At 70.1% G+C, this 24166-nt stretch carries 23 protein-coding genes and 1 tRNA gene; 11 read left to right on the top strand and 13 right to left on the bottom strand.

The window, feature by feature from the left end; all coding sequences use genetic code 11:
- Together ACIRVH_RS30015 and ACIRVH_RS30010 are read left to right on the top strand one after the other, a co-directional pair.
- A partial coding sequence (locus tag ACIRVH_RS30015; protein ID WP_403959454.1) for a PQQ-binding-like beta-propeller repeat protein occupies positions 1-1675 on the top strand: 1675 nt, incomplete at its 5' end.
- A 234-nt stretch (positions 1676-1909) separates the two neighbouring features.
- Positions 1910-2602: a LuxR C-terminal-related transcriptional regulator gene (locus ACIRVH_RS30010; RefSeq protein ID WP_403959451.1), complete on the top strand. Its 693-nt coding sequence runs from the start codon at positions 1910-1912 to the stop codon at positions 2600-2602.
- A 21-nt stretch (positions 2603-2623) separates the two neighbouring features.
- On the opposite strand, the gene ACIRVH_RS30005 is transcribed toward ACIRVH_RS30010, so the two are convergent.
- Positions 2624-2977, bottom strand: coding sequence for a hypothetical protein (locus tag ACIRVH_RS30005; protein ID WP_403959449.1), 354 nt, complete (start codon positions 2975-2977; stop codon positions 2624-2626).
- Positions 2978-2998: 21 nt separating this feature from the next.
- The gene (locus ACIRVH_RS30000; protein ID WP_403959446.1) at positions 2999-4690 is read right to left on the bottom strand and encodes a sodium:solute symporter family protein; all 1692 of its coding nucleotides are present in this window, start codon (positions 4688-4690) and stop codon (positions 2999-3001) included.
- A 211-nt stretch (positions 4691-4901) separates the two neighbouring features.
- Between ACIRVH_RS30000 and galT the strand changes: the two genes are divergently transcribed.
- The 4 genes from galT (at position 4902) to ACIRVH_RS29980 (ending at position 8662) form a co-directional block, all read left to right on the top strand.
- The gene (gene galT, locus ACIRVH_RS29995) at positions 4902-5987 is read left to right on the top strand and encodes a galactose-1-phosphate uridylyltransferase (protein WP_403959445.1); all 1086 of its coding nucleotides are present in this window, start codon (positions 4902-4904) and stop codon (positions 5985-5987) included.
- The gene (gene galE / locus ACIRVH_RS29990) at positions 5984-6955 is read left to right on the top strand and encodes a UDP-glucose 4-epimerase GalE (protein ID WP_403959442.1); all 972 of its coding nucleotides are present in this window, start codon (positions 5984-5986) and stop codon (positions 6953-6955) included. The genes galT and galE overlap by 4 nt, the downstream gene beginning before the upstream one ends.
- Positions 6955-8109 carry a galactokinase gene (galK, locus tag ACIRVH_RS29985; protein WP_403959439.1) on the top strand — a complete coding sequence of 385 codons (1155 nt, stop codon included), beginning with the start codon at positions 6955-6957 and terminating at the stop codon, positions 8107-8109. Before galE ends, galK begins: the two co-directional genes overlap by 1 nt.
- Before the next feature lie 70 nt (positions 8110-8179).
- Positions 8180-8662, top strand: a complete 483-nt coding sequence (locus tag ACIRVH_RS29980; RefSeq protein ID WP_403959767.1) for a hypothetical protein — start codon at positions 8180-8182, stop codon at positions 8660-8662.
- Positions 8663-8669: 7 nt separating this feature from the next.
- Here the strand turns inward: ACIRVH_RS29980 and ACIRVH_RS29975 are convergent, their stop codons facing one another.
- A complete protein-coding gene (locus tag ACIRVH_RS29975; RefSeq protein WP_403959764.1) occupies positions 8670-9125 on the bottom strand; it encodes a GNAT family N-acetyltransferase in 456 nt (151 codons plus the stop codon).
- 262 nt (positions 9126-9387) lie between these two features.
- On the opposite strand from ACIRVH_RS29975, the gene ACIRVH_RS29970 reads away from it, so the two are divergent.
- The gene (locus ACIRVH_RS29970; protein ID WP_403959436.1) at positions 9388-10161 is read left to right on the top strand and encodes a LuxR C-terminal-related transcriptional regulator; all 774 of its coding nucleotides are present in this window, start codon (positions 9388-9390) and stop codon (positions 10159-10161) included.
- A 57-nt stretch (positions 10162-10218) separates the two neighbouring features.
- On the opposite strand, the gene tamR is transcribed toward ACIRVH_RS29970, so the two are convergent.
- Positions 10219-10716 carry a MarR family transcriptional regulator TamR gene (gene tamR / locus ACIRVH_RS29965; protein WP_053661755.1) on the bottom strand — a complete coding sequence of 166 codons (498 nt, stop codon included), beginning with the start codon at positions 10714-10716 and terminating at the stop codon, positions 10219-10221.
- Positions 10717-10804: 88 nt separating this feature from the next.
- Here tamR and ACIRVH_RS29960 point away from each other — a divergent pair, with 88 nt between their 5' ends.
- Positions 10805-11629 (top strand): trans-aconitate 2-methyltransferase, encoded by an 825-nt coding sequence (locus ACIRVH_RS29960; RefSeq protein ID WP_403959431.1) that lies wholly within the window; start codon positions 10805-10807, stop codon positions 11627-11629.
- 1 nt (position 11630) lies between these two features.
- A complete protein-coding gene (locus tag ACIRVH_RS29955; RefSeq protein ID WP_403959428.1) occupies positions 11631-12014 on the top strand; it encodes a VOC family protein in 384 nt (127 codons plus the stop codon).
- Between the two features lie 2 nt (positions 12015-12016).
- On the opposite strand, the gene ACIRVH_RS29950 is transcribed toward ACIRVH_RS29955, so the two are convergent.
- Both ACIRVH_RS29950 and ACIRVH_RS29945 read right to left on the bottom strand, forming a co-directional pair.
- Complete coding sequence (locus ACIRVH_RS29950; RefSeq protein WP_235458709.1) at positions 12017-12691, bottom strand: TetR/AcrR family transcriptional regulator; 675 nt, start codon at positions 12689-12691, stop codon at positions 12017-12019.
- Positions 12688-13695 carry an acyl-CoA desaturase gene (locus ACIRVH_RS29945; protein WP_403959425.1) on the bottom strand — a complete coding sequence of 336 codons (1008 nt, stop codon included), beginning with the start codon at positions 13693-13695 and terminating at the stop codon, positions 12688-12690. Before ACIRVH_RS29945 ends, ACIRVH_RS29950 begins: the two co-directional genes overlap by 4 nt.
- 309 nt (positions 13696-14004) lie before the next feature.
- Here ACIRVH_RS29945 and ppc point away from each other — a divergent pair, with 309 nt between their 5' ends.
- Entirely contained in the window at positions 14005-16737 is a 2733-nt protein-coding gene (gene ppc, locus ACIRVH_RS29940; RefSeq protein WP_403959422.1) for a phosphoenolpyruvate carboxylase, read from the top strand.
- 69 nt (positions 16738-16806) lie between these two features.
- Here ppc and ACIRVH_RS29935 read toward each other — a convergent pair whose 3' ends face one another.
- From ACIRVH_RS29935 to ACIRVH_RS29905, 7 genes are all read right to left on the bottom strand, one after another.
- The gene (locus tag ACIRVH_RS29935) at positions 16807-17508 is read right to left on the bottom strand and encodes an LPXTG cell wall anchor domain-containing protein (protein WP_403959419.1); all 702 of its coding nucleotides are present in this window, start codon (positions 17506-17508) and stop codon (positions 16807-16809) included.
- A gap of 230 nt (positions 17509-17738) precedes the next feature.
- Positions 17739-18245 (bottom strand): hypothetical protein, encoded by a 507-nt coding sequence (locus ACIRVH_RS29930; RefSeq protein WP_403959416.1) that lies wholly within the window; start codon positions 18243-18245, stop codon positions 17739-17741.
- 52 nt (positions 18246-18297) lie between these two features.
- On the bottom strand, positions 18298-18900 hold the full coding sequence (pth, locus tag ACIRVH_RS29925) for an aminoacyl-tRNA hydrolase (protein WP_403959413.1): 603 nt from the start codon (positions 18898-18900) through the stop codon (positions 18298-18300).
- A 154-nt stretch (positions 18901-19054) separates the two neighbouring features.
- Positions 19055-19651 (bottom strand): 50S ribosomal protein L25/general stress protein Ctc, encoded by a 597-nt coding sequence (locus tag ACIRVH_RS29920; protein ID WP_403959411.1) that lies wholly within the window; start codon positions 19649-19651, stop codon positions 19055-19057.
- A 206-nt stretch (positions 19652-19857) separates the two neighbouring features.
- Entirely contained in the window at positions 19858-20838 is a 981-nt protein-coding gene (locus tag ACIRVH_RS29915) for a ribose-phosphate diphosphokinase (protein WP_403959408.1), read from the bottom strand.
- Positions 20839-20933: 95 nt separating this feature from the next.
- Positions 20934-22382: a bifunctional UDP-N-acetylglucosamine diphosphorylase/glucosamine-1-phosphate N-acetyltransferase GlmU gene (gene glmU, locus ACIRVH_RS29910; protein ID WP_403959406.1), complete on the bottom strand. Its 1449-nt coding sequence runs from the start codon at positions 22380-22382 to the stop codon at positions 20934-20936.
- A 123-nt stretch (positions 22383-22505) separates the two neighbouring features.
- Positions 22506-22577: transfer RNA gene (locus ACIRVH_RS29905), tRNA-Gln, on the bottom strand.
- A gap of 269 nt (positions 22578-22846) precedes the next feature.
- Between ACIRVH_RS29905 and ACIRVH_RS29900 the strand changes: the two genes are divergently transcribed.
- Positions 22847-24157: a sensor histidine kinase gene (locus ACIRVH_RS29900; protein ID WP_403959404.1), complete on the top strand. Its 1311-nt coding sequence runs from the start codon at positions 22847-22849 to the stop codon at positions 24155-24157.
- Positions 24158-24166: the final 9 nt, after the last annotated feature.

Genomic DNA, 24166 nt, shown 5'->3' with positions numbered 1-24166 from the left:
GCAGGCTCCGCAGGCTCCGCAGGCTCCGCAGGCTCCGCAGGCTCCGCAGGCTCCGCAGGCTCCGCAGGCTCCGCAGGCTCCGCAGGCTCCGCAGGCTCCGCAGGCACCCCAGGCCCCGCAGCCGCCCCAGCCCGGCTACGGCTACCCCGGCGCGCCGCAGAATCCGTACACCCAGCCCCAGGGTTACGGCTACCCGGGCGCTCCCACCGTGCCGATGGCGCCGCAGCCGGTGCAGTCCGGCGGCGGGAAGAACAACAGCGCTCTCGTCATCATCGTCGCGGCGCTCGTCGTGATCGGCCTGATCGTCGGCGGCGGCGTCTGGTACGCCAAGTCCTCCGGGGACGACGGCAAGAAGAACGACACCGCGAGCTCCAGCGGGGGCTCGGGCGGCAAGGACGGCTCCGGGGGCACGTCCTCGGGCGGCAAGGAGAAGGTGCCGGCGAACACCGCCGCCAAGGTCCTCTTCAAGGTCCCGATGCCCAAGGCGAACGACTCCGTCGTCACCGCGGGCTCCTGGCTGACCGACACCGTGTACGCCAAGAGCGGGATCGCGGAGATCGTCGGCTACGACCCTGCCAAGGGCACCGAGTTGTGGACGCTCAAGCTGCCCGGCCCGGTGTGCACGGCCAGCAAGCACGTCACCGCGGACGACAAGACGGCGATCGTCTTCCAGCCGAAGATGCCCGCGAAGGGCTCCACCGCGGGATGCAGCCAGGTCGCGGCCATCGACCTCGCCAAGGGCACCAAGCTGTGGACGAAGACGGTCAAGACCGGTGACTCCCTGATCAGCCTGGAGAACGTGACGGTGTCTCAGCACACCGTCGCGGTCGGCAGCACCAGCGGCGGTGCCGCGTTCGACATCGACTCCGGCAAGCCGCTGTGGCAGCCGAAGCCGACGGACTCCTGCTACGACAGCGGGTACGGCGGCGGCCCCAAGCTGGTCGCGGTGCGCAAGTGCGGCAGCTACGGCAGCCGTCAGCTGCACATCCAGACCATCGACCCGACCTCCGGGAAGGTGATCTCCGACTACCAGATGGCGACGGGCATCGAGTACGCCAGCGTCGTCTCGACCGACCCGCTGGTGGTGGCCGCCGACGTCGGCAACAGCGCGGGCGACGGCAGCGGCATCTCGGACTACTTCTCCATCGACAACAAGACCGGCAAGCTGCTCACCCGCATCTCCGCGCCCGGTGACACCTACGGCGGCCGCTGCGACGGCATCACCCGTGTCGAGGACTGCCGGGAGGTCGTCGCGGGCGCCGGCAAGCTGTACGTGCCGACCGAGGAGCACGACGGCACCGGCCAGTACAGCAAGACCAACGAGATCGTCGCCTTCGACCTGACCACGGGCAAGCAGACCGGCCAGCGCGCCGAGGCCGGCGACGGCTACACGATCTCCCCGCTGCGCATGGACGGCGGCAACCTGCTCGCCTACAAGCAGCCGCCGTACGACAAGGGCGGCCAGGTCGTCAGCATCGACGGCGGCTCCTTCAAGGCGACCAAGCTGCTGGAGAACCCGGCCGCGCAGGACGTGCGGGAGGCGGAGTCCACGATGGCCCCGGACTACGCGGAGATCCGGTACGGGCAGGGCCGGCTGTTCATGTCGGCCGCGTACGCGCACAAGGTGTCGTACGGCAAGGAGTATCTGCTGCTCGCATTCGGCGCGGGCGGCTGATCGCACGCCCCCGGGCGCTTCAGAGCGCCCGGGGTGAATGCCAGGTATTACCAGGGAGTGCCCCGGATTTCATCGATCCGGGGCACTTCTCCTTCATAGGGGCAGCGCGACGTCGAACAAGCGTGTAGCTTCCGGGGGCATGAAGGCAGGGGCGCCGGGGGGCGGCCCTCTGTCGTGGTGGACCGGTGGGCGTCCATAGTGGGGCATCCATGGGGGGGACTGGGGGGTTGCTCTATGGGAGTGCGGCTCATGGTCGTCGACGACCATCGCCTGCTCGCGGAGGCGTTGGCGTCGGCGTTGAAGCTGCGCGGGCACCGGGTGCTGGCGGCGGCGGCGCCGGCCGCGGGTGCGGCGGATCTGGTGATCGCGCGGGCGCCCGAGGTGTGCCTGCTGGGGACGGCGGCACCGGCCGAGCCGGGGGCCTTCGACCCGGTGGTGAAGATCAAGCGGGACCGTCCGCAGGTGGCCGTGCTGGTGCTGGGCCCGGTGCCGTCGCCGCGGGGTATCGCGGCGGCCTTCGCGGCCGGTGCGTCGGGGTACGTACGGCACGACGAGCGGATCGAGGGGGTCGAGCGGGCCATCATGAAGGCCCGCGCGGGGGAGGCTGCGGTGGCACCGCAGCTGCTGCAGGGCGCCTTCGGCGAGCTGCTCAATCCGGCGGCCCAGCCCGATGACGAGGGGCAGCGGCTGCTGCAGATGCTGACGCCGCGGGAGGTGGAGGTGCTGGTGCGGGTGGCCGACGGCGAGGACACCCGACTGATCGCGGCGGGCATGGGCATCGCCCCGAGCACGGCCCGCACCCATGTCCAGCGGGTGCTGATGAAGCTCGGCGTGGGTTCCCGACTGGAGGCAGCGGCCTTGGCAGCCCGCACCGGCCTGCTGGACAGGGCGGGCCCCCTGTCGGACTCGTCGGAGCCGGAGCTGTAGGCAACTCCGGCTCCGAGCCGGCTACGCGGTCGGCTCCTCCTTCTCCTCCGGCGACCCCTCCGGAGGAAGCGACGGGGGAGTCGGGCGCAGCTTCAGCCATACCAGGAAGAAGATGCCGAGGAGCAGCATGCCGATGCCGGTCCACAGGTTGATGTTGATGCCCTGGGCCTTGTCGATGGCGGCCTGGGAGTCGGTGATGCCGACGATCGTGACCATGACGCCGTAGACGACGAAGAGGCCACCGATGATGCGGCGCAGGTCGAAGATGCGGGCCGCGGTCGCCGACTTGCCCTCCAGCTCGGTGACCTCCCGCTGGACGTCCTCCTCCGAGTAGTGGAAGTGCTCGTGCTCGTGACGGCGAGAGTGCTCGGTCATGGTTTCCTCATCCTCCCGCGGTCAGAACGAGAACGGGATGTAGCAGGCGGCGGCCAGCACGATCGCGCCCCAGCCCAGCAGGGCCGGCCTGCGGTACCAGGCGTCGTCGCCGGCGGCCGGCGGTTCGGCCATGCCGGGGGAGCGGGTGCCGTAGACCAGGCCCTGCAGCTCGTGGGCCGGCTTCGGCTGGGTGAACAGGGACACGACGAACATGACGACCGCGCCGGCGACGAAGCCCGCGATCGCGGAGACGAAGTTGGCGCCCTGGTCGGTGGGGATCGAGATGATGCCCTTCTTGTAGAAGACGAAGTAGTTGACCATCGCCGTGACGGTGCCGGCGAGCAGGCCCCAGAAGCCGGACTTGGCGGACGCGCGCTTCCAGAACATGCCGACGATGAAGACGACGAACATCGGCACGTTGAAGAAGGAGAACAGCGTCTGCAGGTAGGCCATGATGTTCGAGAACGACGAGGCCAGGAACGCCGTGCCGATGGAGGCGACGACGCCGATCGCGGTGATCAGGCGGCCGAAGCGCACGTAGTACGAGTCCTCGCGGCCGCGCACGACGTAGCGGCCCCAGATGTCGTTGGTGAACACCGTGTTGAACGAGGACACGTTGGCGGCCATGCCGGCCATGAACGCGGCGAGCAGACCGGTGACCGCGATGCCGAGCACGCCGTTGGGCAGCAGCTCCTGCATCAGGAAGGGGATGGCGTCGTTGTACTGGTAGCCGGAGGCGGGGGTACCGAACCTCGGGACGATCGCGGCGGCGACCAGCCCCGGGATCATCACCAGGAAGACGATGAAGATCTTCGGGTAGGCGGCGATCAGCGGGGTGCGCTGGGAGGCGGAGAGGTTCTTCGCGGACAGGGCGCGCTGCACCTCGGCGAAGTTGGTGGTCCAGTAGCCGAAGGAGAGCACGAAGCCGAGGCCGAGGACGATGGTCAGCCAGTTGGCGCCGAGCGGGTTGGTGCTGCCGATGCCGGTGCCGCCCCAGGCGGTCGTGAAGTCGTGGCCGTGGGTGACGGTGAGCTTGTCGGTCAGACCGCTCCAGCCGCCGACCTTCTTCAGGCCGAGGACGGTGATCGGGATCAGGGCCGCGAGGATCACGAAGAACTGCAGCACCTCGTTGTAGATCGCGGAGGACAGACCGCCCAGCGTGATGTACGCGAGGACGAAGGCGCCGGCGACCACGATGGCCACCCACTGCGGCCAGCCGAGCAGGGCCTCGACGACGATCGCGAGGGCGTAGAGGTTGACGCCGGCGATCAGGATGGCGGCGAAGGCGAACAAGATCGAACTGAGCAGGTGGGCGCCCCGGTCGAAGCGCAGGAGCAGGAACTCGGGGACCGAGCGGACCTTGCTGCCGTAGTAGAAGGGCATCATCACCAGGCCCAGGAAGACCATGGCGGGGATGGCGCCGATCCAGTACCAGTGCACGGTGTAGGCGCCGTACTGGGCACTGTTCGCGGCCATGCCCAGGATCTCCGTGGCCGCCAGGTTCGCCGAGACGAAGGCGAGGCCGGTGATCCAGGCGGGCAGCGAGCGTCCGGAGAGGAAGAAGTCGAGGCTGGTCTTCACCGAGTGCCGGGCCGCGAAGCCGATGCCGAGGACGACGACGAAGTAGATCGCCAGGATCGCGTAGTCCAGCCCGTTCGTGGGGAGCCGTAGCTCCGCCGCCAGTTCCGTGGGGACATATGTGGGGGTTTGCATGAGAACTCGCTTCGTTGCGCGAACTGATCCGGAGCGGAACCTACGCCTCCGCGTTCAGCAATTGAACACTTCTGTTGATGTCCTTTGTTTGATTGTGATGGTCCAGGGTGTTGTCGGGTTGTGGTCCGTTATGTTTGATTGTGTTGAGTGATTGGGTGCGGACACGCCCCGTGGGCTGTTCCCCCAGGGGCGCTTGATCAAGGAGTCCGGCGTGAAGAAGACCTCGACCCGGCTGGCCGACGGTCGTGAGCTGATCTACTACGACCTTCGGGACGACACCGTGCGGGACGCCGTCGACCGCCGTCCGCTGGACCGCACGATCACCACGTCCGAGGTCCGCCGTGATGTGCTGCTCGGTGACTCGGTGGCGATCGCCTCCCACCGGCAGGGCCGCACGTACCATCCGCCGGCCGACGAGTGCCCGCTGTGCCCGACGCGGGGCGAGCGGCTGAGCGAGATCCCGGACTCCTCGTACGACGTCGTCGTCTTCGAGAACCGCTTCCCGTCGCTGGCGGGCGACTCCGGCCGCTGCGAGGTCGTCTGCTTCACCTCCGACCACGACGCCTCCTTCGCCGACCTCACCGAGGAGCAGGCCCGCCTGGTGCTGGACGCCTGGACGGACCGCACCTCGGAGCTGTCCCACCTGCCCTCCGTCGAGCAGGTGTTCTGTTTCGAGAACCGGGGCGAAGAGATCGGCGTGACCCTCGGACACCCGCACGGTCAGATCTACGCCTACCCCTTCACCACGCCCCGCACCGCGCTGATGCTTCGCTCGCTCGCCGCCCACAAGGAGGCGACCGGCGGGGAGAACCTGTTCGACACCGTCCTGGAGCAGGGACTCGCAGGGGAGCGGGTCGTCCTTGAGGGTGAACACTGGGTGGCCTTCGTGCCCTACGCGGCGCACTGGCCCTACGAGGTCCACCTGTACCCGAAGCGCCGCGTCCCCGATCTGCTCGCGCTCGACGAGGCGGCACGCACAGAATTCCCCCAGGTCTATCTGGAACTCTTGAGGCGCTTCGACCGGATCTTCGACGGGCGGGACGGAGGGAAAGAAGGGGCGGGCGAGCCCCCCACGCCCTACATCGCGGCCTGGCACCAGGCCCCGTTCGGCACGCTGGAGGATTTCGACGGTGTGACGCGGGACGACTTCGCGCTCCACCTCGAGCTTTTCACCATCCGCCGTACTTCCGGCAAGCTGAAGTTTCTCGCGGGTTCCGAGTCCGGCATGAACGTGTTCATCAACGATGTGCCGCCGGAGCGCGCGGCCGAGCGACTGCGAGAGGTAGCGAGTTCATGAAGTACCTGGTGACGGGTGGGGCGGGTTACGTCGGCAGTGTGGTGGCCCAGCACCTGCTGGAGGCCGGACACGAAGTCACCGTCCTCGACAACCTCTCCACCGGCTTCCGCGAGGGCGTGCCCGCCGGTGCCGCGTTCGTCGAGGGCGACATCCGCGACGCCGCCAAGTGGATCGACGCCTCCTACGACGGCGTGCTGCACTTCGCCGCCTCCTCGCAGGTCGGCGAGTCGGTGGTGAAGCCGGAGAAGTACTGGGACAACAACGTGGCCGGCAGCATGGCCCTGCTCGGTGCCATGCGCGAGGCGGGCGTCCGCAAGCTGGTCTTCTCCTCCACCGCGGCCACCTACGGCGAGCCGGAGCAGGTCCCGATCGTGGAGAGCGCCCCGACGAAGCCGACCAACCCCTACGGCGCCACCAAGCTCGCCGTCGACCACATGATCACCAGCGAGGCGAACGCCCACGGCCTGGCCGCGGTGTCCCTGCGCTACTTCAACGTGGCCGGCGCCTACGGGGCGTACGGCGAGCGCCACGACCCCGAGTCGCACCTGATCCCGCTCGTCCTCCAGGTCGCCCAGGGCCGCCGCGACGCGATCTCCGTCTTCGGCGACGACTACCCGACCCCGGACGGCACCTGCATCCGCGACTACATCCACGTCGCGGACCTGGCCGAGGCCCACCTGCTGGCCCTCACGGCCGCGCGCCCGGGCGAGCACCTGATCTGCAACCTCGGCAACGGCAGCGGCTTCTCCGTCCGCGAGGTCGTCGAGACGGTCCGCAAGGTCACCGGCCACCCGATCCCCGAGGTCGTGGCCCCGCGCCGCGGCGGGGACCCGGCGGTCCTGGTCGCCTCGGCGGACACGGCCCGCGAGAAGCTGGGCTGGAACCCGTCCCGCGCGGACCTCGCGGGGATCGTCGCGGACGCGTGGGAGTTCACGCGGCACATCGCAAGCACGGCAAGGGAGCAGTAGTGGGGGCACAGCAGGTCCGGGAGCGCTTCGCCGAGCTGTACGGGGCCGAGCCGGAGGGAGTGTGGGCGGCGCCCGGCCGGGTCAACCTGATCGGCGAGCACACCGACTACAACGACGGCTTCGTGATGCCCTTCGCGCTGCCGCACCAGGCCACCGCGGCGGTCTCCCGCCGCACCGACGGCGTCCTGCGCCTGCACTCGGCGGACGTCGAGGGCGGAGTCGTGGAACTGCGGCTCGACTCCCTCGCCCCGCAGAGCGACGAGAACTGGACGGCCTACCCGGCGGGCGTGGTCTGGGCACTGCGCGAGGCCGGGCACCCGGTCACCGGCGCCGACGTCCACCTCTCCTCCACGGTCCCGACCGGCGCGGGCCTGTCCTCCTCCGCGGCCCTGGAGGTCGTGATCGCGCTCGCGCTGGGCGACCTGTACGACCTCGGCCTGCAGCGCTGGCAGCTGGCCCGCCTGTGCCAGCGCGCCGAGAACGTCTACGTGGGCGCGCCGACGGGGATCATGGACCAGACGGCCTCGGCCTGCTGCGAGTCCGGGCACGCCCTCTTCCTCGACACCCGCGACCTGTCCCAGGGGCAGATCCCCTTCGACCTCGCGGCCGAGGGCCTGCGCCTCCTGGTCGTCGACACCCAGGTCAAGCACGCCCACAGTGGCGGCGAGTACGGCAAGCGCCGGGCCGGCTGCGAGAAGGGCGCGGCCCTGCTCGGCGTGGACGCCCTGCGCGACATCGCCTACGCCGACCTGGACGCGGCCCTCGCCCGCCTCGGCGACGAGGAGGAGGTCGTCCGCCTGGTCCGGCACGTCGTCACGGAGGACCAGCGGGTGGAGCGGGTCGTGTCCCTCCTCCGCGTCGGCGAGACCCGGGCCATCGGCCCGGTCCTCACCGAGGGCCACGCCTCCCTGCGCGACGACTTCCGCATCTCCTGCCCGGAGCTGGACCTGGTCGTCGACACCGCCCTCGCGAACGGCGCACTCGGCGCCCGTATGACCGGCGGCGGCTTCGGCGGCTCGGCGATCGTCCTCGCGGAGGCCACCGACGTGGACACCCTCACCAAGGCGACCGAGGAGGCCTTCGCCGCGGCCGGTTTCACGGCTCCGCGGGTGTTCGAGGCGGTGCCTTCGGCGGGTGCGCGGCGGGTCGGCTGAGCCTGCGATAGCCTCGACGCCCCGTACGGCTGTGCGGGGCTGACGGGCTTTCACGGGAGGCGTGAGCCGGATGGACGTCGACGAGATACGGTCCCGCTTCGACGGGCGGGGGCAGGTCGAACTCCGGCTCGGCCCGGGGCAGAAAGCGCTGGCCGAGGAGATCGCTCACGCGCTCGGGTACCAGTTGGTCTCTGTCGAGCAGCACGGCGGCAGAATCATCCAGTTCCCCTCGTCCACGTATCGCACCCCCTCGGGCGTCGGGCTGCTCTTCCGACGCGACGACGACCCCCGGGCCCGCCGCCGCGCCGAGCAGACCGTCGAGCGGCTGCGGGCGGGCGGTCCGGTGCTGGTGGACCGTGAGCTGCCCGAGCCTCCGCCGCCACCTCCGGCCCCGGCCCCGCCCCTCATGCCCGGACAGCCGGCGCCCCGCCCCCGCCGCTCGCTGGAACCCCAGCCGCCGCCACCGGTGGGCCCGCCGGCACCCAGGATCCCGCCGCGGCCGCCCTACCCGCCACCGCCCTCGCCACCTCCACCGTTCCCTCCGGCGGAGTGACCCCGCGTCACCCCAGCCGCTTCGTCAGGGTGAACTCCGTGATCCCCGGCGGATAGTCGGGGATCACGCACACCACGTCGTAGCCCTGCTTCTTGTAGAACTCCGGTGCCTGGAAGTCCCAGGTCTCCAGGCGGGCACGCGTGCAGCCGCGGTCCGTGTGGGATACGCGCTCGGCCTCGGCGAGGAGGCGGGAGCCGAGGCCCGTGCCGCGGTGCACGGAGTCGACCCACAGGTAGGTGACGTGCATCCAGGTCGTCCAGGTGTGGCCGACCAGACCTCCGGCCAGGTCTCCCGCCGAGTCCAGCGCCCAGACGTGCAGCGGGACTTCGCGCTCCCCCGGCGTGCCCCGAAGCGCCGCCAGCACCGGCGAGGCCGTCGTGTTGGTGTCCCGCAGCCGGGAGCGGAGCAGATCACGTCTGGCTTTGTCGACTTCCGCCTCAATACGAAACATGCGGCACACCATAAACGTGCCGGACGGCCAGTTCTGCAAATCGGCTTCCGCTCTCTGCTCCCATCCGTACTCTGATGAACAGCACCGGTGGGGGCCGGTGCATATCAGGGGGCGAGACAGGCGGGTACGGCGCCTGTGGTGGGGGTAGCAGTTTCCGCAACGGCGGCGGTCGTGCGGTCGGCATTCCTTCCGCAGGTGTCGTGCCCGCGCGAGTCGTCGTGCTCCGGACCTTGGTCATCCCCTGCTCCGTGCGGAGCCTGGGGAAGGGGGTTTCGTGGTTCGTATCCGAGTCCTGGTCGTCGACGACCACCGTATCTTCGCCGAGTCGCTGGCCGCGGCGCTGGCCGCCGAGCCCGACGTCGACGTCTCGGCCGCCGGCAGCGGCCCGGCCGCGCTGCGCTGCCTGGAGCGCGCGGCCGCCGAGGGCCGCCGTTACGACGTCCTGCTCGTCGACGCCGACCTGGGCGGCAATCTGCCCGGTGTGCGCCCGGCCGTGCCGGTGCAGGAGGGCAACGAGGACGGCCTGGTCGACGGGATCTCGCTGGTCGCGGGCGTCCGCTCGGCGCAGCCCGCGGTGCGCACGGTGGTCCTCGCCGAGAAGGACGACCCCCGGCGCGCGGCCCTCGCGCTGCAGGCGGGTGCCTCCGGCTGGGTCGCCAAGGACTGCTCGCTCTCCCGGCTGCTGACGGTGATCCGGGGGGTGCTGCGCGACGAGACCCATCTGCCGCCCGCCCTGCTCACCGGCGTCCTCAAGGAGCTGACGGCCGCGCGCAAGCACCGCACCGAGAGCGAGCGGCTGGTGGAGTCGCTGACCCCGCGCGAGCGGGAGGTGCTGCGCTGCATGGTCGCGGGCCTCGGCCGCAAGGCCGTCGCCGAACGGCTGTTCCTCTCCCCGCACACCGTGCGCACCCACATGCAGAACGTCCTCGGCAAACTGGGTGTCCACTCGACCCTGGCGGCCGTCGCGCTCGCCCGGCGGGCCGGAGTGGGTCCGGTGGACCTGGGGCCTGCCGGGCGGGTCATGCCGGAGGAAACCAACAGCGCCTGATCACGTACGTGTGCGTGCCAGACCCCGCGTCTCCGGCAGGAGCCGTTCGGCAGGTCCCTAGCCGGGGATGTTGTCGAACGGGGCGGTCAGCTGGCGTAGCAGGCCGGCGAGTTCGGCGCGCTGGGCTCGGGACAGTTCGGCGAGGATCGCCCGCTCCTGTTCCAGCAGGCCCGCCAGTGCCTGGTCCGCGCGGTCCCGGCCGGTGTCGGTCAGCCGGACCAGGACGCCCCGCCGGTCGCTCGGGTCGGGCAGCCGCTCCACCAGGCCCTTCTTCGCGAGCCGGTCGATCCGATTGGTCATCGTGCCCGAGGTGACCAGGGTCTGCGTCAGCAGCTGCCCGGGGGAGAGCTGATACGGCGTTCCCGCGCGCCTGAGCGCGGTCAGCACGTCGAACTCCCAGGGTTCGAGCTGGTGCTCGGAAAAGGCGAGCCGACGTGCGCGGTCCAGGTGCCGGGCCAGTCTGCTCACCCGGCTGAGCACTTCCAGCGGCTCCACGTCGAGGTCCGGACGCTCCCGGCGCCACGCTGCGACCAGCCGATCGACCTCGTCCTCCATGGAGATCAGTGTAGTGGTTGTGTCGACATGAAGTCTCTTGATCTCAAGTCTCTTGACATCAAGATATATGTGGCGGGAGAGTGGAGCCATGACGACGCCCACCTGGGACCCCGCCCAGTACCTCCGCCACGCCGGCCACCGCGCCCGCCCCTTCGCCGACCTGCTCGCCCGCGTCCCCGTGCTCCCGGCGGAACAGCCCGCGGGGCGCCCGCGCATCGCCGACCTCGGCTGCGGCCCCGGCAACGTCACCGCCCTGCTCGCCGAACGCTGGCCCACCGCGCACATCACCGGCTACGACAACTCGCCCGAGATGCTCGACAAGGCGCACGTCGACCACGAGGGCGCCACGGCCGGGGGAGGCCGTCTGGACTTCGCCCCCGCCGACGCCCGCGTCTGGACCCCCGAGGGGCCGCACGACCTGATCCTCTCCAATGCCACCCTCCACTGGGTGCCGGGTCACGCCGACCGCTTCGCCGACTGGATCGCCGCCCTCAAGCCCGGCGGCACCTTCGCCTTCCAGGTCCCGGACAACATCGACGCGCCGCTGCACGCCCTGATGCGTGAACTGGCCGCCACACCCCGCTGGAAGCCCCGCCTCGCCGACGTCCTGCGCCACGAGGACTCCGTCCACACCCCCGGCACCTACCTGGACCGCCTCGCCCGCCTCGGCTGCGAGACCGACGTGTGGCAGACGACGTACTTCCACGTCCTGGAGGGCGAGGACCCGGTCCTGGACTGGGTCAAGGGAACCGGCCTGCGCCCCGCCCTCACCGCCCTCGCCGACGACCCCGAGGCCCGCGACGCCTTCGTCACCGAGTACAGGGACCTGCTCCGCGAGGCCTACCCGAGCGCGCCGTACGGCACGGTCCTGCCCTTCCGGCGGCTGTTCGCGGTGGCCGTGAAGGGGGCGTGAGGTGATCACCGCCGTGGATCATGTGCAGCTGGCCGCACCGCCCGGCTCCGAGGACGTCCTGCGGGCGTACTACGCCGACGTGCTCGGCATGACGGAGATCCCCAAGCCGCCGGTGCTCGCGGCGCGCGGGGGCTGCTGGTTCCGGGCGGGGGCCGTGCAGCTGCACCTGGGGGTCGAGCAGGCCTCCGCCGGAGGCGGACCATGTCACTTCCGGCCCGCGAAGAAGGCTCACCCGGGACTCCGGGTGACGGACATCGAGGCGTACGCGGCCCGGCTGACGGCAAAGGGCGCGCCGGTCACCTGGGACGACAACCTCCCGGGCCACCGTCGCTTCTACTCCGAGGACCCCGTCGGCAACCGGCTGGAGTTCCTGGAACCCCGCTGACCTCAGCTCTTGCGGTGCCCTATCAACCGAGGCTTCGGCTCCAGCCCGTCCAGGCCGTGCCACGCCAGGTTCACCAGATGCGCCGCGACCTCCGCCTTCTTGGGGCGGCGTACGTCCAGCCACCACTGGCCGGTCAGCGCGACCATGCCGACCAGGGCCTGGGCGTACAGCGGGGCGAGCTTCGGGTCGAAGCCGCGCGACTTGAACTCGCGGCCCAGGATGTCCTCCACCTGGGTGGCGATGTCGGAGATCAGCGAGGCGAAGGAGCCCGTCGACTGCGGGATGGGGGAGTCACGGACCAGGATGCGGAAGCCGTCCGTGTACTCCTCGATGTAGTCGAGAAGGGCGAAGGCGGCCTGCTCGCACAGTTCGCGGGGGTGGCCGGCCGTCAGCGAGCCGGTGACCATGTCCAGCAGCCGCCGCATCTCGCGGTCCACCACCACGGCGTACAGCCCCTCCTTGCCGCCGAAGTGCTCGTACACCACCGGCTTGGACACCCCGGCCTTCGCCGCGATCTCCTCCACCGAGGTGCCCTCGAAGCCCTTCGCGGCGAAGAGGGTGCGACCGATCTCCAACAGCTGCTGGCGGCGCTCCGCACCGGTCATGCGGGTCCGGCGCGCTCGCCGCGGCTTGTCGGTGCTGGGGGTGCTGGAGTCGGTCGCCACGGCGTCAATCATGCCGCCTTCGCGGGCTCCTTCCGGCGCCGGGAGCCGCCTTCCTCGGTGTTACGGCGCGAATCGATACGCGAGCGTGACGGCCAGCGCACGTCGTACGCCCAGCCGAGCATCTCGAACCAGCGGATGAGCCGCGCCGAGGAGTCGATCTGGCCGCGCATCACGCCGTGCCGCGCCGAGGTCGGGTCGGCGTGGTGCAGGTTGTGCCAGGACTCGCCGCAGGACAGCACCGCCAGCCACCACACGTTGCCCGAGCGGTCCCGCGACTTGAACGGCCGCTTGCCCACCGCGTGGCAGATCGAGTTGATCGACCACGTCACATGGTGCAGCAGCGCCACTCGTACGAGTGAACCCCAGAAGAACGCGGTGAACGCGCCCCACCAGGACATCGTCACCAGACCGCCGACCAGCGGGGGCAGCGCGAGGGACACGGCCGTCCACAGGACGAACTGGCGGGAGACCGCCCGGATGGCCGGGTCCTTGATCAGATCCGGCGCGTACTTGTCCTGCGGGGTCTGCTCCTCGTCGAACATCCAGCCGATGTGCGCCCACCACAGGCCCTTCATCAGCGCGGGGACCGTCTCCCCGAACCGCCACGGCGAGTGCGGGTCACCCTCGGCGTCGGAGAACTTGTGATGCTTGCGGTGATCGGCCACCCAGCGCACCAGCGGGCCCTCGACCGCCAGCGACCCCATGACCGCGAGCGCGATCCTCAGGGGCCGCTTGGCCTTGAACGAACCATGGGTGAAGTACCGGTGGAAACCGATCGTGATGCCGTGGCACCCCAGGTAGTACATGAACACCAGCAGGCCCAGATCGAGCCAGCTCACCCCCCAGCCCCAGGCCAGCGGCACGGCCGCCACCATGGCCAGGAACGGCACGGTGATGAACAGGAGCAGCGTGATCTGCTCGATCGAACGCTTCTGCTCGCCACCCAGCGTGGCCGAGGCGGAGGAGGTGTCGTCGGCCGTACGGGATTCTTCGATCACATCGGAACGTGAGGTCATGCGTGTCCCCTGTGGGGTTCGAGGGTCGGGACGGGGCGCCGGGCCGGCCGGACCGAGCGGGACTCCAGCGGTACTTCCCTACGGTTCCGTAACCTACGGCGACGTAAGTATGGCAGCGTGCCGAGCCGCGGCAAGAGCCCGAGAACCTGCGCGTCCGCATCGACACCTATCCTTGGAGTCGGTCGGACAGCGCGGTCCGCTCTGATTCCTTCCCGGACGTTCCGGCCCGTATGCGGCAGCTTGCCGCGTGGTGGATGGTGCCCCGGGTTCCCTCCCAGACGAGCTTCAACACTGCAAGGAGCCGCACCTGTGAGCAGTGCCGACGACCAGACCACCACGACCAGCACCGAGCTGCGCGCCGACATCAGGCGGCTGGGGGACCTCCTGGGCGAGACCCTCGTACGGCAGGAAGGGCCCGAACTCCTCGACCTGGTCGAAAAGGTCCGCCGCCTCACCCGCGAGGACGGCGAGGCCGCCGCCGAGCTGCTGCGCGGCACCGAACTGCAGACCGCCGCCAAGCTGGTCCGCGCCTTCTCCACCTACTTCCACCTGGCCAACGTCACCGAACAGGTGCACCGAGGCCGCGAGCTGCGCGAGCGCCGCGCCGCCGAGGGCGGTCTCCTGGCCCGCACCGCCGACCGCCTCAAGGACGCCGACCCCGAGCACATCAGGCAGAGCGTCGAGCACCTCAATGTTCGGCCGGTGTTCACGGCACACCCCACCGAGGCCGCGCGCCGTTCGGTCCTCAACAAGCTCCGGCGCATCGCGGCGCTCCTGGACACCCCCGTCCTCGACTCCGACCGCCGCCGCCACGACGTCCGCCTCGCCGAGAACATCGACCTCGTCTGGCAGACCGACGAACTGCGCGTGGTGCGCCCCGAGCCCGCCGACGAGGCCCGCAACGCCATCTACTACCTCGACGAGCTGCACGCCGACGCCGTCGGCGACGTCCTCGAGGACCTCACCGCCGAACTGGAGCGCGTCGGCGTCAAGCTCCCCGACGACACCCGCCCCCTCACCTTCGGCACCTGGATCGGCGGCGACCGCGACGGCAACCCCAACGTCACCCCCCAGGTGACCTGGGACGTCCTCATCCTCCAGCACGAGCACGGCATCAACGACGCCCTGGAGATGGTCGACGAACTGCGCGGTCTGCTCTCCAACTCGATCCGCTACGCCGGCGCCACCGAGGAACTCCTGGAGTCCCTCCGGGCCGACCTGGAGCGGCTGCCCGAGATCAGCCCCCGCTACAAGCGCCTCAACGCCGAGGAGCCCTACCGGCTCAAGGCCACCTGCGTCCGGCAGAAGCTGGAGAACACCAAGCAGCGCCTCGCCAAGGGCACCCCGCACGAGGCGGGCCGCGACTACCTCGGCACCGGCGAGCTGCTGACCGACCTCCGGCTCATCCAGACCTCCCTGCGCGAGCACCGGGGCGCCCTGTTCGCCGACGGCCGCATGAGCCGCACCATCCGCACCCTGGCCGCCTTCGGCCTCCAGCTCGCCACCATGGACGTACGCGAACACGCGGACGCCCACCACCACGCCCTCGGCCAGCTCTTCGACCGCCTCGGCGAGGAGTCCTGGCGCTACGCCGACATGCCCCGCGACTACCGGGCCAAGCTCCTCGCCAAGGAGCTGCGCTCCCGGAGGCCGCTGGCCCCCAGCCCGGCCCCCGTCGACGCGGCCGGCGCCAAGACCCTCGGCGTCTTCGAGACCGTCAAGCGCGCCCTCGAGGTCTTCGGCCCCGAGGTCATCGAGTCCTACATCATCTCGATGTGCCAGGGCGCCGACGACGTCTTCGCCGCCGCCGTCCTCGCCCGCGAGGCCGGCCTCCTCGACCTGCACGCCGGCTGGGCGAAGATCGGCATCGTCCCGCTCCTGGAGACCACCGACGAGCTGCGCGCCGCCGACACCATCCTCGAGGACATGCTCTCCGACCCGTCCTACCGGCGCCTGGTCGCGCTGCGCGGCGACGTCCAGGAGGTCATGCTGGGCTACTCCGACTCCTCCAAGTTCGGCGGCATCACCACCAGCCAGTGGGAGATCCACCGGGCGCAGCGGCGCCTGCGTGACGTCGCACACCGGTACGGGGTGCGGCTGAGGCTGTTCCACGGCCGAGGCGGCACCGTCGGCCGCGGCGGCGGCCCCTCCCACGACGCCATCCTCGCTCAGCCCTGGGGCACCCTGGAGGGCGAGATCAAGGTCACCGAGCAGGGCGAGGTCATCTCCGACAAGTACCTCATCCCGTCCCTGGCCCGGGAGAACCTCGAACTGACGGTCGCGGCCACCCTGCAGGCCTCCGCCCTGCACACCGCCCCCCGCCAGTCCGACGAGGCCCTCGCCCGCTGGGACGCGGCCATGGACGTCGTCTCCGACGCCGCCCACGCCGCCTACCGCAGGCTCGTCGAGGACCCCGACCTGCCGACGTACTTCCTCGCCTCCACGCCCGTCGACCAGCTCGCCGAGCTGCACCTGGGCTCGCGGCCCTCCCGCCGCCCAGGCTCGGGCGTCTCGCTCGACGGTCTGCGCGCCATTCCGTGGGTGTTCGGCTGGACCCAGTCCCGGCAGATCGTGCCCGGCTGGTTCGGCGTCGGCTCCGGCCTCAAGGCGCTGCGGGAAACCGGTCTGGACACCGTGCTCGGCGAGATGCACGGGCAGTGGCACTTCTTCCGCAACTTCATGTCCAACGTCGAGATGACCCTCGCCAAGACGGACCTGCGGATCGCCCAGCACTACGTCGACACCCTCGTCCCCGACGAGCTCAAGCACGTCTTCGACACCATCAAGGCCGAACACGAGCTGACCGTCCGCGAGGTACTGCGCGTCACCGGCGAGAAGGAACTCCTCGACGCCCAGCCCGCTCTCCGGCAGACCTTCACCATCCGCGACGCCTACCTGGACCCGATCTCCTACCTCCAGGTCACCCTGCTCAAGCGCCAGCGCGACGCCGCGGCCGCCGGCGCTGAACCCGACCCGCTGCTCTCCCGCGCTCTGCTCCTCACCGTCAACGGCGTGGCAGCGGGCCTGCGCAACACCGGCTGACGGCCACCGCACAACGAAGGTGCCCCCGAGGTCCGTACGACCTCGGGGGCACCTGTGCGTCCAGCTGTCTCAGCCCCGCCGGGCCCTGCGCCGCCAGGCCACCAGACCGCCCCCCGCACCGACCAGCGCGGCAGCGACGGCCGACAGCAGGCCCACCGGGGCACCATTACCGGTCTCGGCGAGGTCACCGCCGGTGCCCTGGGCGGACGGCGTGGAGGACGGTGCCGACGCCGAGCCCGGCGACGCTGCCTGCGACGGGCTTCCGGACGGGGGCGCGGACGCGCCCGTTTCCGTACCGGGCGTCGACGTCGACGGAGAAGCCGAACCGGACGGGGTCGCCGCACCGCCCCCGCCGCCCTGCGAGCCGGCGCAGTCCGTCCAGAACACCTTGTGCTTGGCCGCGCCCTTCTCGCCCTCGAAGTTCCAGAACAGCTTGTAGTGACCGTCCGGCAGCGACAGGTCCTCGCTACGGCCGTGACCGTCCGCGTCCAGCGTCAGGGCGCCCGACTTCACTGTCGCGCCCTTCGTCGCAGCCGTCGGCGCCCAGGCCTCGATGTGCCAGGCCACCTGCTGCACCCCGTCGAAACCGAAGGCGTCCAGATAGAAGGTGCACACGTGCGGCTCGTTGCGGCGCAGTTCCTCGCCGGTCCGGGCGTCATGGATCTTGACGGTGCCGTTGTCACCAGGGGCACTCGCCTGGGCGGCGGGGGCGCACACGAGCGCCGCCGCGACACCGGCGGACAGCGCGCCGGCGCGGATGAGGGTACGCATGGGGTGATCCATCTTCGAGTGGCGAACAGGGAAGATGTGGAGGGGGCGGTTCAGCATCCGGTCCCGCCCGGCGGCCGGTCAATCACGAACAGGCAACACATAGGGCCCCCACAGACGTGAAGAACGCCCCAACCCCTCAGCGGGTCACGTATCAGCGGGTCACGACATCGGACGGGCCCGAAATCGGGCGGCTGCGAATCGGACGGGCCCGAAATCGGACAGGGCCGAAATCAGAGAGTCACGAGAAAAGCACCCGTCAGCAGCGCGATCCCCGACCCCGCCAGCACCCACGCCGCCCGCGTCAGCCGCATACCGCCGGCCACGACCACCGACGCCAGCAGCAGCGCACCGCCCAGCGGAATCCAGGCGTAGAGGATCCCCGCCGGCCCCGACCGCACGACCTCGTCGGTCCCCGGCTTCACGACCACGGCGTACGTCAGCCCCTTGCGCACCGCGACCGAATGCGCGATCTCCACGCTCGACCGCGCCCGCGCTCCATCGGACACCGGCGTGAACGGGCCCCGGCACGTGTCCCCGCTGCAGCTCGTCACCCTGATCGTGCCGCGCTCGCGCCCCTTGGTCAGCATCACGTGCTGTGCGGTCCCCCAGGAACCCCACACTCCCGTGAACAGGATCAGCGCGGCGAGCACACCCATCGTGGCGACCCGCCCGAACCGCAGCGCGGTCACGGAGGCCTGGCGAGCGGTGGCGGCTGTGGCAGGCATGGCCGGGATCATTGGCCATCCCCCTACGACCGGTCAACTCCGGCGGACGGCATGGCCGGACAAGTCAGGAGTTGTACGCGCTCTGCGCCCGCTCCAGGCCCTCGATCACCAGACACTCCACCGCGTCGGCCGCACGGTCCACGAAGTAGTCCAGCTCCTTGCGCTCCGCCGACGAGAAGTCCTTCAGCACGAAGTCCGCCACCTGCATCCGCCCCGGCGGCCGGCCGATCCCGAACCGCACCCGGTGGTAGTCCGCCCCCATCGCCTTCGTCATCGACTTCAGACCGTTGTGCCCGTTGTCGCCACCGCCCAGCTTCAGCCGCAGCGTGCCGTGGTCGATGTCCAACTCGTCGTGCACCGCGACGATGTTCGCCACCGGCACCTTGTAGAAGTCCCGCAGCGCGTTCACCGGACCGCCGGACAGGTTCATGAACGACATCGGCTTGGCCAGGATCACCCGCCGGTTCGCCGGCCCCATCGGACCGATCCGGCCCTCCAACACCTGTGCCTGCGCCTTGCCCGCACGCTTGAACTTCCCGCCGATCCGCTCAGCGAGCAGATCCACCACCATGAACCCGACGTTGTGCCGGTTCATGGCGTACTCCGGTCCAGGATTACCGAGGCCCACGATGAGCCAGGGGGCGTTGGCGGGGGTGGTCACGTCCATGTCTCCTTGATACGCGCCAGCCGCTGCTCCCCCAAGGGAGCAGCGGCTGATACCGCTGTGGGCAGTCGTTCCGCAGGGCGGAACGGGTGGGCACAGCCTGCAGTGCCGGGTGCCCTGAAAACGGCTCCCCGCACTGCTACGGCCGAACCGCCGGTCAGGCCTCCGCGGCCTCTTCGCCCTCGGCGGCCTCGCCCTCGACGGCCTCCTCGATCTGCGCCTGCAGGACCTGCAGGACGACCGCGTCCTCGTCCACGGCCAGGGTCACGCCGGACGGCAGCTTGATGTCCTTGGCGAGGACGGAGGAACCGGCCTCCAGGCCCTCGACGGAGACGGTCAGCGCCTCGGGGATGTGGGTGGCCTCGGCCTCGACCGGCAGGGCGTTCAGCACGTGCTCGAGCAGGTTGCCACCGGCGGCCAGCTCACCCTCGGCGTGGACCGGGATCTCGACCGTGACCTTCTCGCCGCGCTTGACCAGCAGCAGGTCGACGTGCTCCAGGAAGCCCTTCAGCGGGTCACGCTGCACGGCCTTCGGGATCGCCAGCTCGTTGGTCTTGCCGTCGATGTCCAGGGAGATCAGGACGTTCGGCGTACGCAGCGCCAGCTGCAGCTCGTGGCCCGGCAGGGTCAGGTGCAGCGGGTCCGAGCCGTGGCCGTACAGGACACCGGGAACCTTGCTGTCACGGCGGATACGGCGGGCGGCACCCTTGCCGAACTCGGTGCGCGTCTGGGCGGCGAGCTTCACCTCGGACATGTTGATCACTCCTCGTAGGAATCGCGAACGGACAGGGTCACCCGGCCACGAACGGCCTGCTACGAAGAGCGCGTCGATAACGGACCGCCGATACCTGTACGAACAGGTACGGCCTCCCTCGCCGAGCAACTGCAGCAGTCTACTCGGCAGGGGAGGCCGTACCAAAAGGATCTTCAGCTAGCCCGCCCGGCGGACCTGCAGAAACCTCACTGCTCGTCGAAGAGGCTGGTCACAGACCCGTCCTCGAACACCTCACGCACCGCACTCGCGATCGTCGGAGCGATCGACAGCACGGTGATCTTGTCCAGATCCCGGCCCAGCTCCGCCGGCGTCGGCAGCGTGTTCGTGAACACGAACTCACTCACCCGCGAGTTCTTCAGCCGGTCCGCCGCCGGACCCGACAGCACGCCGTGCGTCGCCGTCACGATGACGTCCTCCGCACCGTGCGCGAACAGCGCGTCCGCGGCCGCGCAGATCGTGCCACCGGTGTCGATCATGTCGTCCACGAGCACACAGACCCGGTCCTTGACCTCACCCACGACCTCGTGGACGGTCACCTGGTTCGCCACGTCCTTGTCGCGCCGCTTGTGCACGATCGCCAGCGGCGCACCCAGCCGGTCGCACCAACGGTCCGCCACCCGCACACGACCCGCGTCCGGAGACACCACCGTCAGCTTGCCCCGGTCCACCTTCTCGCCCACGTAGTCCGCCAGCAGCGGAAGCGCGAACAGGTGGTCCACCGGCCCGTCGAAGAAGCCCTGGATCTGGTCCGTGTGCAGATCCATCGTCAGGATCCGGTCGGCGCCGGCCGTCTTCATCAGATCCGCGACCAGACGCGCCGAGATCGGTTCACGACCCCGGTGCTTCTTGTCCTGCCGCGCGTAACCGTAGAACGGCACGATGACGGTGATGGACCGCGCCGACGCACGCTTCAGCGCGTCGATCATGATCAGCTGCTCCATGATCCACTTGTTGATCGGAGCCGTGTGGCTCTGGATCAGGAAGCAGTCCGCACCACGAGCCGACTCCTGGTAACGGACGTAGATCTCGCCATTGGCGAAGTCGAAGGCCTTCGTCGGGACGACCCCGACACCCAGCTGCTGGGCGACCTCCTCGGCAAGCTCGGGGTGGGCGCGGCCGGAAAAGAACATCAACTTCTTCTCGCCGGTCGTCTTGATCCCGGTCACAGCACTGTCTCCTCAGAGGTGTCTCAGCAGCGGGTATGCACTCGTGCGGATGTGCACTTATCACGGTACGCCGTGTCAGGCGCACCCGTTTCCGGTCAGTCCTCGCCCTCGCCCTTCCGGGTCGCGGCCTCGGCCGCCTTCGCGGCAGCACTCCCGGGACGCTTCCGGGCCACCCAACCCGCGATATTCCGCTGCTGACCACGGGCCACGGCCAGCGAACCGGGCGGCACATCCTTCGTGATCACGGACCCGGCGGCGGTGTAAGCACCGTCCCCGACCGTGACAGGCGCCACAAACATGTTGTCCGAACCCGTCTTGCAGTGCGACCCCACGGTCGTGTGGTGCTTGTTCTCACCGTCGTAGTTCACGAACACACTCGCGGCACCGATGTTCGAGAAGTCACCGATCGTCGCGTCACCGACGTACGACAGATGCGGAATCTTCGTCCCCTCACCGACCGACGCGTTCTTCGTCTCCACGTACGTACCGATCTTGGCCTTGAGGCCGAGACGCGTACCCGGCCGCAGATACGCGTAGGGCCCCACGGAAGCCTGCTCACCGATCCGCGCACCGTCCGACACCGTGTTGTCCACACGAGCCCCGGCACCCACCCGGGTGTCCTTCAGCCGGCTGTTCGGCCCGACCTCCGCACCCTCACCGAGGTGCGTCGAACCGAGCAGCTGCGTGTTCGGATGCACCACGGCGTCCTGCTCGAAGCTCACGGTCACGTCGACCCAGGTCGTCGCCGGGTCCACGACGGTCACCCCGTCCAGCATCGCCCGCGTCAGCAACCGGTCGTTGAGAATCCGACGAGCCTCGGCCAGCTGCACCCGGTTGTTGATCCCGGCGATCTCCCGGTGATCACCGGCGACCGACGCCCCCACCCGATGCCCGGCCTCCCGCAGAATCCCGAGCACGTCCGTCAGGTACTCCTCGCCCTGACTGTTGTCCGTCCGTACCTTCTTCAGCGCGTCCGCGAGCAGCTGCCCGTCGAAGGCGAACACCCCGCTGTTGATCTCCCGGATCGCCCGCTGGGCGGCGGTGGCGTCCTTGTGCTCCACGATCGCGGTCACGGCACCGCTCGCGTCGTCGCGGACGATACGGCCGTAGCCGGTCGCGTCCGGGACCTCGGCGGTCAGCACGGTCACGGCGTTGGCGTCCGCGTGATGGGTCGCGGCGAGCTGCTGGAGCGTCTCGGCGGTGAGCAGCGGGGTGTCCCCGCACACGACCACGACGGTCCCGTCGACCCCCCCGCCCAGCTCTTCGAGCCCCATGCGGACGGCGTGTCCGGTGCCGTTCTGCTCCGCCTGAACGGCCGTCCGCACGCCGGGATCGATCTCGGTCAGGTGCGCGGCGACCTGCTCACGGGCGTGGCCCACGACGACCACCAGGTTCGCGGGGTCCAACTCGCGGGCGGCGGCCAGCACATGGCCCACCAGGGAACGGCCGCAGATCTGGTGCAGGACCTTGGGTGTGGCCGACTTCATACGGGTGCCCTCACCCGCTGCGAGAACGACGACGGCTGCCGGGCGAATGGCGCTCACGGGGTTGCCCTTCGGCTCTGGATGGTGGGGGTGACAGCCGAAGGATACCGGGGTGGGGTTGGGGGGATATGAGAGTGGGCCCTGCCGGTGTTGTCACCGGTCAGGACCCGAAGTGTGCTTGTGCTCCCCTGCCAGGACTCGAACCTGGAACAAATCATCCAAAGTGACCCGTGTTGCCAATTACACCACAGGGGATGGCATATCCGGCCGGAACGGACATTTGATCAATCCGCTGCGGCTGCGGCACCTACTATGCCGCACCATCAGCCTTCGACGCGACGATACAAGTCGGTGCCGTGTACATACCGTCCGGGCGGAATGTTCGCCTCCGGGTGTGAACGGGTGACGTTCGGTAGTTCGCGGGATACCAGCGGGTTTCGCTGCCGCTCGATTGCGAAGTGTGGTCCGCGCCGGTAGGCGAAAGTCACCGGAAATGCCGTTGCCCGCGCCCGTAGGCTGGAGGCATGACCGCGACGGGGGAAGAGCATGCCAGGGCCCTGACCGGCCCATGGTGGTGGGGCAGGTGGCGCAGTGCGGTGCTCGACGGGAGTCTCGCGCTGGTGTCCGCCGTGGAGTGCGGCGCGGAGGGGATTCCGTTCGCGCGGGACGCGGGGATCCCGGTGTCGGTGGGGATCGTTTTCGGTCTGATCGCCGGTTCGGTGCTGCTGGTGCGCAGGAAGTGGCCGATCGCCGTGGTGCTGGTCGCGATCGCGATCACGCCGGCCCAGATGGGTTTCCTGATGGGCATCGTCGGCCTGTACACGCTGGCGGCGTGCGAGTTGCCGCGGCGGATCATCGTGGCGCTGGCGGGGATGTCGTTGCTGGGCACGATGATCGTGACGTTCGTGCGGGTGCGGCAGGACATGGCGCGGGGTGATCTGACCCTGGGCGACTGGTTCGTTCCGTTCGCTTCGATCACGACGTCCCTGGGGCTGACGGCTCCGCCGGTGCTGCTCGGGTTGTACGTGGGGGCGCGCCGCCGGTTGATGGAGAGTCTGCGGGAGCGGGCGGACAGTCTGGAGCGGGAGCTTCAGTTGCTCGCGGAGCGGGCGGAGGAGCGGGCCGAGTGGGCGCGTAACGAGGAGCGCACGCGGATCGCTCGGGAGATGCATGACGTGGTCGCGCATCGGGTGAGTCTGATGGTGGTGCATGCGGCGGCGCTGCAGGCGGTTGCGCGGAAGGACCCCGAGAAGGCCGTGCGGAACGCGGCGCTGGTGGGGGACATGGGGCGGCAGGCGTTGACCGAGTTGCGGGAGATGCTCGGGGTGCTGCGGGCCGGTGACGGTGCGGAGCGGCGTGCGGCGTCGGTGCCGTTGGCCGTGGTGGGGGTGGCGGTCGCGGAGGCGGTGTCGGAGGCGGCTGCCGAGGAGGCGGCCGGGGACGGGCCGTGTCTGTCGGAGCTGGAGGAGCTGGTCGGGCAGTCGGCGGCGGCCGGGATGGTGGTGGATCTCTCGGTCGAGGGGGAGGTGCGGCTGTATGCGGCGGAGGTCGAGCAGACGGCGTACCGGGTCGTGCAGGAGGCGTTGACGAACGTCCACAAGCATGCGGCGGGCGCGAAGACGTATGTGCGGCTGGCGCATCGGGCGGCGGAGATCGCGATGCAGGTGGAGAACGAGCCGCCGGAGCCCGGGTCGGCGTCGGCGGCGCGGTTGCCGTCGGGTGGCAACGGCCTGGTGGGGATGCGGGAGCGGGTCGTCGCGCTGGGCGGTGTGTTCGTCTCGGGGCCGACGGATGCGGGGGGTTTCCGGGTGTCGGCGGTAATTCCGGCGGCGTAGCCCGAGGCG

This window comes from Streptomyces sp. NPDC101165 (assembly GCF_044768135.1).
Lineage (GTDB): Bacteria > Actinomycetota > Actinomycetes > Streptomycetales > Streptomycetaceae > Streptomyces.
This window is presented reverse-complemented; position numbering and strand designations above follow the sequence as displayed.